The sequence below is a fragment of the Alphaproteobacteria bacterium genome (assembly GCA_016699735.1).
Classification (GTDB): Bacteria; Pseudomonadota; Alphaproteobacteria; order Micavibrionales; family Micavibrionaceae; genus JAGNKE01.
Map to the genome: position 1 here is coordinate 1,373,651 of CP065008.1, position 14,081 is coordinate 1,387,731.

The window sequence follows — 14,081 nt, forward strand, 5'->3', positions numbered from 1 at the left end:
GTGTTCATCTCAGCTTCCGCCGGTCAGTTTTTGAATCGCGTTGCGCTGCCGATCATGCTCCGCCTCCAGCATCCGCTGCACACTCTGAAAATGCCGCAGGATCTTGATCATGCGCGTAATCTCCACGACGGGCTGGACGTTCGACCCCTCCAGATACCCTTGCCGGACAACCGTATTCGCGGCCTCCTGCTCGGGCGAGGAGGTCGTATAGGCATTATTGCCCTTGGGTTTGAGGCTCTGCAGGTTTTCGAACTCAACGACCCTGAGCTGCCCGATCTGGCCGCTCTGGTTGGAAAGCACGCCGCGTTCGTCCACAACGAATTCGGTAGAATCCGCCGGAACGGTGATTGGCCCACCGCTGCCCAGCAGGGGATAGCCAGCGCTATTGACCAGCGTCCCGTCGGCGGTTTTCAGGAAATTCCCGTCGCGCGTATAGCCGATCGATCCGCCCGGCAGTTGCACGGCCAGAAACCCCGGCCCGTTAAGCGCAACGTTCATATCGTTCCCGGTCTGCGTGATCGAGCCGGGGGCGGTGTTCTGATATTGTCCGTAATCCAGCACGAACGACAAAGGGTCGCCGTTGCCCCTCGGGTCGGCAAGATATTCCTCGAAGACAGGGCTTTGCTCACGAAAACCGTTCGTGTTCACGTTCGCGATATTATTCGCGACGATATCCAGATTATTCTGAAGCACAATCTGCCGGGACAGCCCGAGATAGAGTGTGTTTTCCATGGTTACGCATCCTTATCCCACGACACGCTTTCTTTGGCGCATCCGTTCGGCGTTTTCTTACGCCGTTATGTTCTGGAAACAGCAATGCAGGGATCGTGCCAAAAGGATCGGAGGCTAGGAAATCTCAGAAATAGAGACATTTTTAACGAGGATAAATTCCTTATGGATACTTGTCCAAGCGGGTTAGACGCGACGCGCACTTTGTTTTATAGTGAAACTCCCTGAGTTATAGACACCCATATAACTTTTTTCTGGCAAGACAACGGCATGGCAAAAGACGAAGAAGAACCGAAGGAAGGCGCAGAAGAGGGTGCGGAAGGGCAGCCTGCGGACGGGGAAAAACCCAAGGCTGGCCTTAAAAAAATCCTGATGATCGTAATTCCCGTAGTCCTTCTGCTCGGCGGCGGTGCAGGTCTGTATTTTACCGGAATGCTGGATTCGCTTCTCGGCGCGAAAAAGGAGGAGGGCGGCGAACACGCGGCGGCTGAAGGTGAGCATGGCGCGGCCCCGGCGGAGGGCGAACACGCCGCCCCGGCGGAAGGCGGTCACGGGGAGGCGGCGGAAGGCGGCCACGGCGAAGCAGGCGGCGCCTTTCTGGAAATACCGACCATGATCGTGAACCTCGAAAGCGACGACGGCTCACCGCGCTATCTGCGCCTGACTGTCCAGCTCGAACTGGAAAATCCCGCCGACAAACCGGCGGTCGAGGCCGTAACGCCCCGTGTTGTGGATCAGTTTCAGACCTACCTGCGGGAATTGAGAGTCAGGGATTTGCGCGGCTCCGCGGGAATCTACCGTTTGCAAATGGAACTGCTCTCCCGCGTCAATCAGGCCGCCGCCCCGGTGAAGATCAAGGACGTGCTGTTTCAGGAAATCCTGATTCAGTAGGGCGTTATTCCGCACTTCCGCCATTCCTGCATTTTTTCACGGAACGATTTTTGCTATATTAATGATTCAGGCCACCGGCCTTTCATGGTAAGAACTTTAATCGAACAACCTCACGAATCCAGAAAATGAGCGAAGCTGGCACCGACGAAGCAGAAAAGATGAGCGCCGAGGAAAAGGCGATGATGGAGCAATGGGAATCCATGGCCGCTGAGGACGGCGCCGCCCCTGACGATAAGGCCGACACAGTGCCGAGCGCCGAAGTCGCCGAAGGGGAGGGCGGAAACACCCGTATCCTCAATCAGGACGAAATCGACAGCCTTCTGGGCTTCGATGACGACACCGGGCTGGGCGCCGAAACCTCGGGCGTCATGGCCCTGATCAATTCGGCGATGGTGAACTACGAGCGCCTGCCGATGCTCGATATCGTGTTCGACCGCCTCGTGCGCCTGATGTCTACCACCCTTCGCAATCTGACCAGCGACAATGTGGAGGTCAGCCTCGATCAGGTCTCGACCGTCCGCTTCGGCGATTACATGAACTCGATACCGCTTCCCGCCATGCTTTCGGTCTTCAAAGCGGAGGAGTGGGACAATCAGGGGCTTCTCGTCACCGACAGCGCCCTGATCTATTCGATCGTCGATGTCCTGCTCGGCGGCCGCAAGGGGACGCCCTCCATCCGTGTCGAAGGCCGCCCCTACACGACCATCGAAAGCAAGCTCGTCGAGCGGATGATCAACGTGATTTTAGGCGATCTCTGCTCCGCCTTCGATCCTTTGTCCCCTGTGACCTTTAACCTCGACCGCATGGAAACCAACCCGCGCTTCGCCACGATCTCGCAGGGCGGCAACGCCTGCGTTCTGGCACGATTGAGAATCGACATGGGCGACCGCGGCGGACGGGCGGAAATCCTGATCCCTTACGCGACGCTGGAGCCGATCCGCGAACTTCTGCTCCAGATGTTCATGGGCGAGAAATTCGGCCGCGACTCCATCTGGGAAAGCCATCTCACGCAGGAGTTGTACAAGACAGACGTTCAGGTGCAGGCCATTTTGGGCGAAGTCACCGTCCCGCTCGGGGTCATGATGAATTGGAAAGTGGGGGATCAGATTTTCCTGAACACCCGCATCGACGAGGAACTGGAACTGCGCTGCGGCCATTTCCCGATGTTCAGGGGGCCGGTCGGCCAGCGCCGCGGTAACATCGCCGTGATGATCGAAAAATATATGGAACCCGAAAAGCAGGGAGATTCGTAATGTCCGAAGTCCTCGCCCTTTTGCTGGATATGCTGATCGTCGGTCTTCTGGCCGCCACGATTTTTTTTACCATGCGTTTGTATTCAAGCCTCAGCAGCTTCCGCGAACATCGCGACGATTTTGAGCGTGTGGTCGGAAAACTGATTGCCAGCATCGCCCAGGCCGAGCAGGCGATAAAAAATCTCAAGCACGTCGGCACCCTTGAGGCCGAAAGCCTTGAGGGAATGATCCGGGAAGCCAAAGCCGCTGCCGACGACCTGAAAATGGTCAATGAGGCCAGTAATAATATGGCCAATCGTCTGGAGGAACTGGCGGGAAAAAACCGCAAGATCGCCGAAGGCATGGACTCGAAAACGCCCTATCTCGCCCGCCAGCAGAAACGCTTTATCGAGGAGCCGGAGCTTGAGCCTGAACCCGCTTCCGTGCGCCCAGTCGCTCCGATGGCAAAGGCCTCAACCGCACCAGCGCCGACACCGCAGGCAAAAGACAAACCCGCTGAGAGTTTCCCCTCCTTTTTCATTCAGGACCGCGAAATGGAAACGGCGCCTTTGGCCGCAAGACCGCCCTCAGCCGGAAAAATGCGCGAGGGCTTTGTTGATGTCTTTGAAGCACAGAAAGAGGAGTGGGGGGATATATCCGACGACGATATGCCGATCCCGCCCGCCTTGCAGAGTCAGGCCGAACGTGAACTCTATGAAGCTTTGTTGAAAAACAGGCGTAAGGCCGCAAACGGGGGCCGCACCTGATGGCGGCGTTCGACCCGTATAAAATCCTTCCGGCCTTGATGATCGTCTGCCTTCTGACCTTTTCCCTCAAGCTGGCGGAAGTGGTTACGGGCCTTCGCAGCCTCTCCGGCGCGGCCTACGCCGAGGAAGCGGCGCATCCTCCTGAAGCCAAGCCTTTGGAAACTCCTGCGGAAGAGCATAAGCCGGAAACCCCTGATCCAGCGCATCCCCCTGAGAATCCTGAAAATACCGAGGAAGCCAAGGAAGAAACGCCAAAACCGGAATCCCCAGGTAATAAAACGCCTTTGGTTTACGAGGATAACGCCGCCCAGATGCCGGAATGGAAGGATGCGGGGGATTCCGCCGTCGATCTGTCCGACGCCAAGAAGGACGTCATCGGCGATATGGCCGAGCGCCGGGTGCGTCTGGACGACCTTGAAAAGGAACTCAAGGCCCGCGAAGCCCTCATGAAGGCGGCCGAGCAGGAACTGGACCGTAAATTTAAGGAGCTCTCGAAACTCAAGGAGGAAATCGAAGGCCTCCTCAAGCAGCAGTCCGATGAAGAAAAGAACCGGGTCATGAGCCTTGTAAAGGTTTACGAGAACATGAAGCCCAAAGACGCCGCCCGCATATTCGACACGCTTGATATCGATATATTGGTGGACGTGATGGGCAATATGTCCGAGCGCAAGATGTCCCCGATTTTGGCCGCGATGAACCCGGAACGCGCCCGAACCGTGACCATAATGCTGGCCGAGCAAAAGCAGCTTCCCGAACTCCCGCCGGGCCAATAACAAAAGCGCATACACGGATATTCTTCTAAAGAAAAAGCAGGACAAGCCTTTTAGAAATCCAAAATCCCTCTAAAATGTATTGAGATTTTTTTCCTCTGCTTACCTTGCGTTAACCATTTCCCGCCATAATGCGCTTACGGAAGGTCATTTTTTTCAACGCTGCGTCAAACTTTTCTCTGCTGGAAATTCAAGGAGACTGAACGTGTCTGTGAACAAAAACATCAACATCCTCATCGTGGACGATTATACGACGATGCTCAGGATTATCAAAAACCTGCTCAAGCAGCTGGGTTTTAACAATGTCGATGAGGCCACGGACGGTACCGCCGCCCTTGAAAAAATCAAGGCTAAGGAATACGGCCTTGTGATTTCCGACTGGAATATGGAGCCGATGACCGGCCTCGAACTGCTCAAGCAGGTCCGGGCGTCCGAGGCGGCCTTCAAGAACGTGCCATTTATTATGGTCACGGCCGAAAGCAAGACGGAAAACGTCGTCGCCGCAAAGCAGGCCGGCGTGAACAATTATATCGTCAAGCCGTTCAATGCGGAAACCCTGAAAACCAAGATCGCCTCTGTTCTGGGCGAGTTTTAAGAAATAAATCTGCCGAGAGGGCATAAAGAGATGAGCGAAAATCTTGCAGTAAAACCGCCGGAAGAGGGGGCATCCAAGCGCGACAAGCTGGTGAAAATCATCGGCTCGATGCTCGACAAGGTTGAAAAGGCCGGCAGTACAACGCGTGAATCGGTCTTTCAGGAACTCAAGGATCTCAAGAAAGTCATCGAGGACTCACGCCGCGAAATCGGCATTGCCCGCCCCGGCGATATCCGCACGAAGGATATCCCGACCGCCACCGATGAACTGGACGCCGTCGTCGAGGCGACTGCACAAGCCACAGCAGCAATCATGGACGCTTGCGACGGAATACAAACCGCCGCCGGAGAGATGGGCGGAGATCACGCCAACAGGATTAACGATGAAGTGATGAAGATTTTTGAAGCCTGCTCGTTCCAGGATATCACCGGGCAGCGCATCAGGAAGGTGGTCAGAACCCTTACGGATATTGAGCAGCGGGTGGGCCATTTGATTTCCCTTCTCGGTGATAAAGCCGCCGGAACGGGAGACCATGAAGACAAACGGGTTGGGGATGCCAGACTGCTGAACGGACCGCAGCTCCCGCCGCAGGCTGTATCGCAGGACGAAATCGACAAGCTCTTGGCCGAGCTTGACGGTCAGTAATTCTAAGTCACTGAACTGAGTTTTTTCTAAAGTTTACTTCCAGCACTATAAGGCGAATCGTTTACGGTTCGCTTTTTTTTTTGATCGGATATATTCTTCTGGAAGGTTCGAATATTTTCCCTGAGATTCGTTATGGCCAATCAATACCTCGCCCTGTCCTTGTTCCTGATGCTGCTGTCGTTTTTCATTATCATGAACAGCAAATCCGGCTTTGACCAATCGAAGGCCAACCCGGTGATGCGGAGCCTCTCGGTTGCCTTTTCCGGAAAAACCAAGGAGCAGGGTCAGGCGCCGCTGAACGAATTTGTCGAAATCGCCCTGAAAGGCGAGGGGGACTCCCTCGAACGGATAGAATCTCTGTTTGTGACCAACCTCACCGACGTTCAGGCCAAGCGCAACCGTTTGGGCAACATGATGAGGATCCGCCTGCCCATCGGTTCCTTCGCTAGGGGGATCGAATTTACGGAGGAAAATGGCGGCAGACAGGGCAACTTTGTCCCCACGCTGGTAGCTCTTCTGCAAACGCAGGACCGCGGAATTCCTTATCGTATGGATATGCTTCTCAGCGTCCCGCAGGATCCGGCGGACATGACGAAATCCGACCCGGAAGGTTTTCAGAAAAAGCTTGAGACGGTCAGCGGGTTCGCCCAAAAACTCGAAGAGATGGGAATTCCAAAAACGCTTCTGAGTTCAGGACTGCAAAGGGGAGAAAACGGCTTCATAGATATCTTCTTTGTGCGCTACGAACCCTTCCGGGCCGCACCGAAACAGCCCGAGTCGGAGGAGCTATGAGCGAATCCGAAGAATCCGCAGGCAATGTGGTATCTGCATTTCCCCGCACGGATCAAAAGCAACAGAAGTCTTTTCAGGGCTATTCAAAATATGTGCAGGAGATCGACCCGATCGAGGAGGAGGTCAAGCTCTGGTTGATCACCATCACCGATGTCGTGGCCCTGATGCTCACCTTTTTCGTGCTGACGTATGCCATGTCGGTGCCCGAGGAGGACAAGTGGAACGAACTCTCGGCCTCCCTCAGCAGCGAGTTTACGAAAACCTTCTCGAAGCCTTATAACGCCGGACCGCAAGACACGATCAGTATCGACAAGCTCGATCTCTCGCGGGCGCTGGGTCTGCCCTATCTTAGAGGACTGATAGACCAGGCCTACGAAAAACAGGAGATAACCGACTACGTCATCGCCCAGCAGGGCGACCGCCTGATCGTGTCCCTGCCGAATGACATAATTGTTGAAACCGCCTCCCCCGAGCGCAAGGCGGAGAGCCGCGCGGCCCTGATCGCGCTGACCGACATTCTGGCCCGGATCAAAAACCGCATCGAGGTGGTCGGCCATACGCCGCAGGCTGGCCCGGCTCCGCAGGGGGCAAACGCGGACGGCTGGACGTCATCGCTTGGCCAAGCCGCGCAAATCGCCGCCTTTCTGCGTGCAAACGGCTATGGCAAGGAAATGTTGGTGCGCGGCCTCTCCAGCGCCCGCAGCGAGGAGGGGAGCAGCGCATCCGGGCGTGTCGATATCGTCATTTTGCGCGATAACGGCCTCGAGCGCGAACTGCTGATGTTTGAACAACCCTGACGGGATGAAACGGCAAACCCTCTGGACCGCAGGGGACACCTGTGGCAACTTGAAGCGATGAAAAGGTTTTTTTTAGGCTTTTCAGTTCTGTCTCTTTGTTTCTCTCTTGCGTACCCCCGGACGGCTCTTGCTCAGCAAAAAATTGCGGTGAGATCGGGGGCGCACGAAGATTATTCACGCGTGGTCTTCGACTGGGGCCGCGCCGTGGAATACACCATCGACGAAAGCCATGAAAAACTTCTGATCATCCGTTTCAAGGAAGCCGGACGGACGGATTTATCAGGCTTTGATTCTTCAAAGCTGGAGAATGTCACAGGGTTCCGGGTCATCAAGAACGATCCCCTGACGGTCTCAATGATCGTCCCCGAGGACAGCAAGGTCAAGGCCTTTGCGTTGGCTAATAACCGCGTGGTCGTCGATATCTATAATCCGCCGAAGGAAGACGCAAAAGCCGCCCCGGAAAAGAAAGAACCGGAAAAAAAGCCTGAATCCGAAAAGGAACCGCCAAAACAGGTGGACGCCACACCGGACAAGAAACCGGAACCCGTACCGGAAAAACCTGCCGCCGAAGCCAAAACAGAGGAACCTCCGGCCAAAGCCTCTGAAAAGCCGGAAGAAACCCCACCCTTGCCGCAAAAAGTTGAACAGGTCAAAACCGAGCCGCCGAAGGAACTTCCCCATTCCACTCCGCCGGAGAAAAAGACACCAACGGAGACTCCGGCCATCGGAACCGAAAATACGGCGAAAAACGGTCTTAAATTTTCACTGGTCCCGGAAACGGCGCAGCAAGCCAAGCCGCCGGAGCAGGCAAAGCTGACCCCGCCGCAACCCCAGCCCGAGCCGCAAGCTCAACCTCAGCCTCAGCCTCAGCCTCCGCCTCCGCCTCCGCCGCCCAAAGCCGAACCCGCTCCCCCGAAGCTTGAGGCCGATCCGGCGGCGTTGCACGTTCTCACCGTAACCTCGACGGCCTCGGTCGGACTGGCTGTGTTTGAGAATATGGGTGACCTCTGGTTCGTTACCGACCGGGATTCCGGACACCTCAAGCCGGTCGTCAACAGCAAGACGCCCTATATTTTTGCTGAAATGCAGGATCAGCCGCTCGAAGGTGGCCGCGCTTACAGAACTTCGATGCCCACAGGCTATCAGGTGAAAGCCAAGGGCGGCGAATTATCGTGGAAGGTTATTTTCGACAAGCAGGAACTCAAATTGACCCCGGTAGAGCCCGAGCGCATCACCCGCGGCGGAAACTTTTCCCGCGGCGGAAAGCTGATCTTGCCCCTCAAGGAACCCGGTTCCATTCTGGAAATGACGGACCCGCTCACCGGGCAGAAGCTCAAAATTGTCACAGTCAAAAACGCCGAGCAATATACCGGTCCGGCGCAGGATTTCGTCGATTTCACCCTCTTGCGCTCGGTTGTTGGTCTGGCCGTGATGCCCAAGGTCGATGACCTTAGCGTCGATCTCACCGAGAAGGGGATAGAAATTTCCCGTCCCGGCGGTCTGGCGCTTTTACCGCAAAAAATCATCGGCAGCGCTTCGTCAGATACGGGCGGCCCGCCTTCGCCCTACAAGGGTTCGGCATCAGCCGACTTTGGCCCGCGCATTTTCAACTTCGCGGAGTGGCAGAGAATTCCCTACGACTCCCTTGAGCAAAATAAAAATATAGTTTTGGCTTCATTGCCCGAATACACCAAGGCCTCCCGCGCCGAAGATTTAATCGCCTTGGCCAAGGCCTATCTCCTGAGCGGTATGGGCGCCGAAGCCCTGGGTTTCCTGAATTTCGCAGGACAGGAACTGCCGGATATCAAAAAAAATCCTGAATTTATCGCCCTGCGCGGCATGGCCAACGCCTTCGACGGCAAGACCGATGTTGCTTTGGCCGACCTTCAGCGCGAGGAACTCAAACCCTATCAGGAAATCGGATACTGGAAAGCCTACGTCCTGGCCGATCTTGGCGACTGGCAGCAGGCCATAAACGTCCTGCCCGAAAATCTCGCCGCTTTCTATGAATATCCCGGCCTCGTTAGCCGTCGTGTGGCCCTTGTTCTCTCCGAAGTCCTGCTCCGGGCAGGCCGGATCGATAAGGCCGACGAGCTTCTGGCCCTCGTCGAGTACTACAAGGACGAACTGGACGATCCCATGCGCGCCGCTTTATCCTATCTGCGCGGGGAATCCGCCCGTCAGAAAGGTCAGAAGCAAAAGGCGCTCGATATCTGGAAGGAACTGGAGACTGGAAAGGACGACTATTTCCGCGTCAAATCCGGGTTGGCCATCACGCGCCTGCTGGATGAGGAGGGGACGATTACGAATGAAAAAGCGATCGATCGCCTTGAAAGGCTGCGTTACGCCTGGCGGGGCGACGAGGTTGAGGCCTTGGTCAATTACTGGCTCGGCAACGCCTATTTCAAGAAAAAGGAATACGTTAAAGGGCTCGGTATTATGCGCGATGCCTCTGAAGTCGCGGGGGAAACAGAACTCGGACGCCGCGTCTCCGCGGATATGAGCAAGACCTTCACCGATCTTTTCCTCGGGGCCGATCTCAAAAAGCTCAGCGCCCTCGATGCCGTGGCGCTGTACGAGCAATTCACCGAACTGACCCCGCCCGGAGAACCCGGCGACCGTTTGGTCCGCAATCTTGCCGAACATCTGGTCAACGCCGACCTCCTGGCCCGTGCGGCAAAATTACTGGAAAATCAGGTCAACCACCGACTGAAAGGTGAGGAAAAACTTCAGGTCGCCAAAAGATTAGCATCAATTTATCTTCTCGATCGCCAGCCGCAAAAGGCAATGCAGACCTTAGGTAAAATGCAGGAATCCCTTGGCCTGATCCCCGAAGGCCTGGAAAAGGAGGAAACGGTCCGCGCAATGACCCTGCTGCGGAGCCGCGCTTTAGCTCAGGACAATCAACCCGAGCAGGCTCTGGCTTTGCTGAAGAATATAAGCGCCGCCCCCGATGTCAACCGCCTTCGGGCCGATATCTCCTGGCAGGCTGGCTATTGGGCGGAGGCCGCCGACGCGCTCAATCAGGTGCTGGAGGACCAGAGGCCCGGGGCGGATGGAACTTTGACGGAAAAGCAGGCACAGGTTATTATGAATCTGGCTGTAGCGCTCAACCTTTCGAACGACCGGATCGCCATTGCCAATTTACGCGAAAAATATCAGAAACTGATGGCGACATCTTCCATGGCCCATCAGTTCGAGGTAATTACGCGTCCCCGCCGGAACACAGTTCTTGCGGACCGCGATACGTTAATGTCCGTTGTCTCGGAAGTGGATTTATTTAAGGATTTTTTAGATGGCTATAAGTCGGAAACCGTTGAGAAAAAAACGACAGGCGGAGCAGAACAAACAGGCAAGCCCTGAACCTGATGCTTCGCACAGCGAAGATGATATGCAATCCATTATATTTTACGAGTACCAACAGCAACTAATCAATAAGAGAAAAGACTCACAAATAACCATTTTGCTCTTCTTGTTAATAATAACGATTGCGGCTGTTTTTTTGACACTTTCTAGTCTTACAAGAAAGACTACGGTATATCAAAGCTCTGAACCAGTGCCCCGCACAACAGCGACCAACCCTCCACGAGGACAAAGAAAATAATCTTAAACGGCAGTGAAACCGTCACGGGCGGCAGCATCATCATCCCCATGGACATCAGGATGGAGGCTGTCACAAGGTCAATAATCAAAAACGGCAGAAACAGCATAAAGCCGATCTCAAATGCGCGGTGCAATTCCGAGATCATGAACGAGGGAATCACGATCTGAAGCGGGATCGCCTGTGGCGAGTCGAACGGCCCGGATTTACTCAACTCCACAAAAAGATCGAGGTCTTTCGGACGCGTATTGGCCAGCATAAAGGTTTTGAACGGCGCGGTGGTCTTGTCAAAAGCCGTGACTTCGTCGATATGCCCGTCGATCAGGGGCTTGATCCCGGCATCATAGGCGGCCTGCAGTGTCGGAGTCATGATAAAAAGAGTCAGGAACAACGCCAGTGAAATCATCACGGTATTGGGCGGGGTCTGTTGGATACCAATCGCCGTGCGAAGAAAAGACAGGACGATGACAATCCGCGTAAAACACGTCATCATGATGAGAATAGACGGTGCCAGCGACAGAACGGTCAGCAACGCGACGATCTGGATGATCCGTCCGCTGGCCGTAGCATCGCCATCCTCGCCGAAGTCTATGGAAACATTCTGCGCTACAGCAGGCGTACAGTAAAACCCAAGCGCAATAAGAAAACAAAAAGCCAGGAAACGCAGAGAACAATGAAATCCTCGCGCAGAACGAACATCCGGGCTGAAATAATTAAAAAACATGAATCGCTTGCCTGAAGAAAATCGTACACGCTCAAAACCAGGCAAGAAAGATTAACGATTGGCTTCCTGAGAAGCATCCACAGCATCGGGTGAGCCAGCGACGGGTTTGATTCCGGTTTTAATGACGACTTCTCCCGAGGGGCCGATAAGAACGAGATGCTGCTCGTCGTCGCATTGAATCAGAATCAGACGCCGCCTTGCATCAAGTGGCAGGGATTCAATAATCTTTAACCGCCTCTTCCCCTGGTTGTTGACGACAGGACCGGACAGGCCGAGCCTCTTGAGAACAAGAGCCAGCCCGCCCATAAGGGCCAGCACAAAAACCAGCGCGGCCAGCATACGCCCGATACTGAAAAGATCATCCGGACTCATGACGTGCTTTTCTCAATCTCTCTCAGTTTTAGAAGTTTTTTCAGAGTATAGCGGGCATCATGAACGCCGTCGTCAACCGCCTGATGAACGAAGCTGATTCCAAGAACCTCATCTTTCTCGATCCCGCACGATCCATAAAAAAGATCAAGTCCATAATACAGCTTCGATTGCGGATGCCCCTTTTCCGCCGCAGCCTTGAAATGCTGCGCCGCCTTGCGTTTGTCCTGTTCGATACCGCCGTACCCGGTGTGAAAAACAAGGCCGAGTTCATAAATCGCTTCGGCGTGCCCGGCCTGCGCGGCAAAGCGCAGATATTTGAAACGCCGCGCGAAGAAACTCTCATCCGTCTCCCCCCATTCAGGAAGGGAAAAGCAGGAATAGAGATAAAGCGCATCGGGATCCTTGGTTTTGATATAGGGCTTGATCAGCTTGAACAGTGCCTTGGGGTTCCGCCCGGTCTTCAGCATATGATAAGCGCGGCGGCGCGTGAGATACCCCATCATCATGGTGCCTTCGCCTCCTTAAGGCCGGACTGGAAGGTCTGGATATCCAGCGCCAGCTCATCGAGCCTCTGGATCAGACCCGCAAGCAGGGGCCGCAAACTTTCGCGGACGTTAGGCGCAGATTCCGAAACATCGCGGCACAGCCGCTCGACCCGTAAGCCAAGATCGCCAAGAACCGGGGCATGACCCTGCCGCAAGGTCTCAAACGCCTGCGAAAGAATCTCCGTCAGGCTCTCGATCTCCCGTTCCAGAGTCTCCCGATGTCCGCCAGAATTCATAAAACATCACCGATTTCAGTCAGTTATTCCCCATTCTTACTAAATTTCGCGTCCGTGTCAAAAGGATCGGGTTGGCCGTTGGCGCGGTACACATACGAAAGGATCTCCCCGACCGCCGGAAAGGTTTCGCTGGGGATCGGGCTGTCCAGCTCGATCTTGGCCAGAAGCTGCGCCAGATCGCCGTCTTCGCGCACATAAATCCCGTTTTCATAGGCCAGTTGCAGGATTCGCTCGGCAATCGTTCCCCGTCCGGCGGCGGCAATCCTCGGCACTTTTTTCCCGCCCATGGATTCCTTGAGTGCCACGGCGGTCTTATCCTTCGGGATTTCCCTTGCATTTAAGGGCTTTAGCGGGTGTTCGCCCGCGGGATCAGACCCGTCATCGAAGAGATCGGTCATTGGCACGGTTCCTGCAAGGTTCCCTCCAGCGCCCCGCCATAAAAAAACAAGGGGCCGGTGGAAAGACTAGTGTAAGGAATGCGTCATGTCGACTCAAGAGATCGGCCTGCTCAAGGCTATCGGTGCCAAGCTCGATTATCTGGGCCAGCGCCACAAGGTTATCGCCGAAAACATCGCCAACGCCGACACGCCGGGCTATAAGCCCAAGGATCTGACTCCGGTCGATTTCGGATCGGTTCTCAGCGGCGTGACAGGCGGCATGGGCGTCCAGCCCGCGCAGACCGACCCCATGCATATGGGCCAGTCGGGCGGCGCCGTGGGGCAGGCGAATGACCGTAAACAGAAAACTTTCTACGAAGTGGCCCCCGTCGGCAACGCGGTGGTGATGGAGGAGCAGCTCTTCAACGCGGGCCGCAACGTCATGGATTACAACCTCATGCTCAATCTCTATCAGAAGCAGATCGGCATGATGAAAATTGCCCTCGGTGTCAGATAAAGCCAACGTGAGATAACGCAAACGGGAAAGGGGAAAAGCTATGAGTTCAGATATGTTAGGCGCAATGCTGGTGTCCTCCAGCGGCATGAAGGCGCAGGGCACGCGGGTCCGCGTGATTGCGGAAAACGTCGCCAACGCGGACACGACCGGAAAAACCCCCGGCTCCGACCCTTACAAACGCCAGACCATCAGCTTCGCCAACGAACTCGACAAAAAAATGGGCGTCCAGCTCGTGGAGGTGGACAGGATCGGCGTGGATAAAAACGCGGAATTTACGATGCAATATATGCCCGACCACCCGGCGGCGGATTCCTCCGGTTACGTCAAGCTGCCCAACGTCAATATGCTGATCGAGATGATGGATATGCGCGAGGCGCAAAGATCCTATGAGGCCAACCTCGGCCTCGTCGAACAGGCGCGTGGCCTGATTCTGCGGACGATTGATTTGCTAAGGGCGTAAACGACAGGTATAGTATGAACATCCAGGGAGC

The 14,081-nt window shown here is 55.2% G+C and carries 17 protein-coding genes; 11 read left to right on the forward strand and 6 right to left on the reverse strand.

Annotation, left to right across the window (positions count from 1 at the left end; all coding sequences use genetic code 11):
* Positions 1 to 9 precede the first annotated feature (9 nt).
* Complete coding sequence (flgF, locus tag IPN28_06670; protein ID QQS55998.1) at positions 10 to 732, reverse strand: flagellar basal-body rod protein FlgF; 723 nt, start codon at positions 730 to 732, stop codon at positions 10 to 12.
* 267 nt (positions 733 to 999) lie between these two features.
* On the opposite strand from flgF, the gene IPN28_06675 reads away from it, so the two are divergent.
* The 9 genes from IPN28_06675 (at position 1,000) to IPN28_06715 (ending at position 10,581) form a co-directional block, all read left to right on the forward strand.
* On the forward strand, positions 1,000 to 1,620 hold the full coding sequence (locus IPN28_06675) for a flagellar basal body-associated FliL family protein (protein QQS55999.1): 621 nt from the start codon (positions 1,000 to 1,002) through the stop codon (positions 1,618 to 1,620).
* 125 nt (positions 1,621 to 1,745) lie between these two features.
* The gene (fliM, locus tag IPN28_06680; GenBank protein ID QQS56000.1) at positions 1,746 to 2,873 is read left to right on the forward strand and encodes a flagellar motor switch protein FliM; all 1,128 of its coding nucleotides are present in this window, start codon (positions 1,746 to 1,748) and stop codon (positions 2,871 to 2,873) included.
* Positions 2,873 to 3,619, forward strand: a complete 747-nt coding sequence (locus IPN28_06685) for a hypothetical protein (protein ID QQS56001.1) — start codon at positions 2,873 to 2,875, stop codon at positions 3,617 to 3,619. Before fliM ends, IPN28_06685 begins: the two co-directional genes overlap by 1 nt.
* Positions 3,619 to 4,392, forward strand: coding sequence for a flagellar protein FlbB (locus tag IPN28_06690; GenBank protein QQS56002.1), 774 nt, complete (start codon positions 3,619 to 3,621; stop codon positions 4,390 to 4,392). The genes IPN28_06685 and IPN28_06690 overlap by 1 nt, the downstream gene beginning before the upstream one ends.
* 202 nt (positions 4,393 to 4,594) lie before the next feature.
* Positions 4,595 to 4,984 carry a response regulator gene (locus tag IPN28_06695; GenBank protein QQS56003.1) on the forward strand — a complete coding sequence of 130 codons (390 nt, stop codon included), beginning with the start codon at positions 4,595 to 4,597 and terminating at the stop codon, positions 4,982 to 4,984.
* A gap of 108 nt (positions 4,985 to 5,092) precedes the next feature.
* On the forward strand, positions 5,093 to 5,629 hold the full coding sequence (locus IPN28_06700) for a protein phosphatase CheZ (GenBank protein QQS58555.1): 537 nt from the start codon (positions 5,093 to 5,095) through the stop codon (positions 5,627 to 5,629).
* Between the two features lie 132 nt (positions 5,630 to 5,761).
* A complete protein-coding gene (locus IPN28_06705; protein QQS56004.1) occupies positions 5,762 to 6,421 on the forward strand; it encodes a hypothetical protein in 660 nt (219 codons plus the stop codon).
* Positions 6,418 to 7,218, forward strand: coding sequence for a hypothetical protein (locus IPN28_06710; GenBank protein QQS56005.1), 801 nt, complete (start codon positions 6,418 to 6,420; stop codon positions 7,216 to 7,218). The genes IPN28_06705 and IPN28_06710 overlap by 4 nt, the downstream gene beginning before the upstream one ends.
* Positions 7,219 to 7,365: 147 nt before the next feature.
* Positions 7,366 to 10,581 carry a hypothetical protein gene (locus IPN28_06715; GenBank protein QQS56006.1) on the forward strand — a complete coding sequence of 1,072 codons (3,216 nt, stop codon included), beginning with the start codon at positions 7,366 to 7,368 and terminating at the stop codon, positions 10,579 to 10,581.
* A 167-nt stretch (positions 10,582 to 10,748) separates the two neighbouring features.
* Here IPN28_06715 and fliP read toward each other — a convergent pair whose 3' ends face one another.
* The 5 genes from fliP to IPN28_06740 are packed head-to-tail and all read right to left on the reverse strand — an operon-like array spanning position 10,749 to position 13,094.
* Complete coding sequence (fliP, locus tag IPN28_06720; protein ID QQS56007.1) at positions 10,749 to 11,543, reverse strand: flagellar type III secretion system pore protein FliP; 795 nt, start codon at positions 11,541 to 11,543, stop codon at positions 10,749 to 10,751.
* 51 nt (positions 11,544 to 11,594) lie between these two features.
* Positions 11,595 to 11,915 carry a flagellar biosynthetic protein FliO gene (gene fliO / locus IPN28_06725; GenBank protein ID QQS56008.1) on the reverse strand — a complete coding sequence of 107 codons (321 nt, stop codon included), beginning with the start codon at positions 11,913 to 11,915 and terminating at the stop codon, positions 11,595 to 11,597.
* Positions 11,912 to 12,421 carry a sel1 repeat family protein gene (locus tag IPN28_06730; protein ID QQS56009.1) on the reverse strand — a complete coding sequence of 170 codons (510 nt, stop codon included), beginning with the start codon at positions 12,419 to 12,421 and terminating at the stop codon, positions 11,912 to 11,914. Before IPN28_06730 ends, fliO begins: the two co-directional genes overlap by 4 nt.
* Entirely contained in the window at positions 12,418 to 12,696 is a 279-nt protein-coding gene (locus tag IPN28_06735; GenBank protein ID QQS56010.1) for a hypothetical protein, read from the reverse strand. Before IPN28_06735 ends, IPN28_06730 begins: the two co-directional genes overlap by 4 nt.
* Before the next feature lie 23 nt (positions 12,697 to 12,719).
* Positions 12,720 to 13,094, reverse strand: coding sequence for an EscU/YscU/HrcU family type III secretion system export apparatus switch protein (locus tag IPN28_06740; protein QQS56011.1), 375 nt, complete (start codon positions 13,092 to 13,094; stop codon positions 12,720 to 12,722).
* 85 nt (positions 13,095 to 13,179) lie between these two features.
* On the opposite strand from IPN28_06740, the gene flgB reads away from it, so the two are divergent.
* A complete protein-coding gene (flgB, locus tag IPN28_06745; protein QQS56012.1) occupies positions 13,180 to 13,590 on the forward strand; it encodes a flagellar basal body rod protein FlgB in 411 nt (136 codons plus the stop codon).
* Between the two features lie 40 nt (positions 13,591 to 13,630).
* Complete coding sequence (gene flgC / locus IPN28_06750; protein QQS56013.1) at positions 13,631 to 14,050, forward strand: flagellar basal body rod protein FlgC; 420 nt, start codon at positions 13,631 to 13,633, stop codon at positions 14,048 to 14,050.
* Positions 14,051 to 14,081: the final 31 nt, after the last annotated feature.

Bases quoted from the DNA above. Each gene is read 5' to 3' on its own strand.
- flgC (QQS56013.1), top strand. From the start codon at position 13,631: ATGAGTTCAGATATGTTAGGCGCAATGCTGGTGTCCTCCAGCGGCATG.
- IPN28_06700 (QQS58555.1), top strand. From the start codon at position 5,093: ATGCTCGACAAGGTTGAAAAGGCCGGCAGTACAACGCGTGAATCGGTC.
- flgF (QQS55998.1), bottom strand. From the start codon at position 732: ATGGAAAACACACTCTATCTCGGGCTGTCCCGGCAGATTGTGCTTCAG.
- IPN28_06735 (QQS56010.1), bottom strand. From the start codon at position 12,696: ATGAATTCTGGCGGACATCGGGAGACTCTGGAACGGGAGATCGAGAGC.
- fliP (QQS56007.1), bottom strand. From the start codon at position 11,543: ATGTTTTTTAATTATTTCAGCCCGGATGTTCGTTCTGCGCGAGGATTT.
- IPN28_06675 (QQS55999.1), top strand. From the start codon at position 1,000: ATGGCAAAAGACGAAGAAGAACCGAAGGAAGGCGCAGAAGAGGGTGCG.
- IPN28_06685 (QQS56001.1), top strand. From the start codon at position 2,873: ATGTCCGAAGTCCTCGCCCTTTTGCTGGATATGCTGATCGTCGGTCTT.
- fliO (QQS56008.1), bottom strand. From the start codon at position 11,915: ATGAGTCCGGATGATCTTTTCAGTATCGGGCGTATGCTGGCCGCGCTG.
- IPN28_06740 (QQS56011.1), bottom strand. From the start codon at position 13,094: ATGACCGATCTCTTCGATGACGGGTCTGATCCCGCGGGCGAACACCCG.
- IPN28_06730 (QQS56009.1), bottom strand. From the start codon at position 12,421: ATGATGATGGGGTATCTCACGCGCCGCCGCGCTTATCATATGCTGAAG.
- fliM (QQS56000.1), top strand. From the start codon at position 1,746: ATGAGCGAAGCTGGCACCGACGAAGCAGAAAAGATGAGCGCCGAGGAA.
- IPN28_06705 (QQS56004.1), top strand. From the start codon at position 5,762: ATGGCCAATCAATACCTCGCCCTGTCCTTGTTCCTGATGCTGCTGTCG.
- IPN28_06690 (QQS56002.1), top strand. From the start codon at position 3,619: ATGGCGGCGTTCGACCCGTATAAAATCCTTCCGGCCTTGATGATCGTC.
- flgB (QQS56012.1), top strand. From the start codon at position 13,180: ATGTCGACTCAAGAGATCGGCCTGCTCAAGGCTATCGGTGCCAAGCTC.
- IPN28_06710 (QQS56005.1), top strand. From the start codon at position 6,418: ATGAGCGAATCCGAAGAATCCGCAGGCAATGTGGTATCTGCATTTCCC.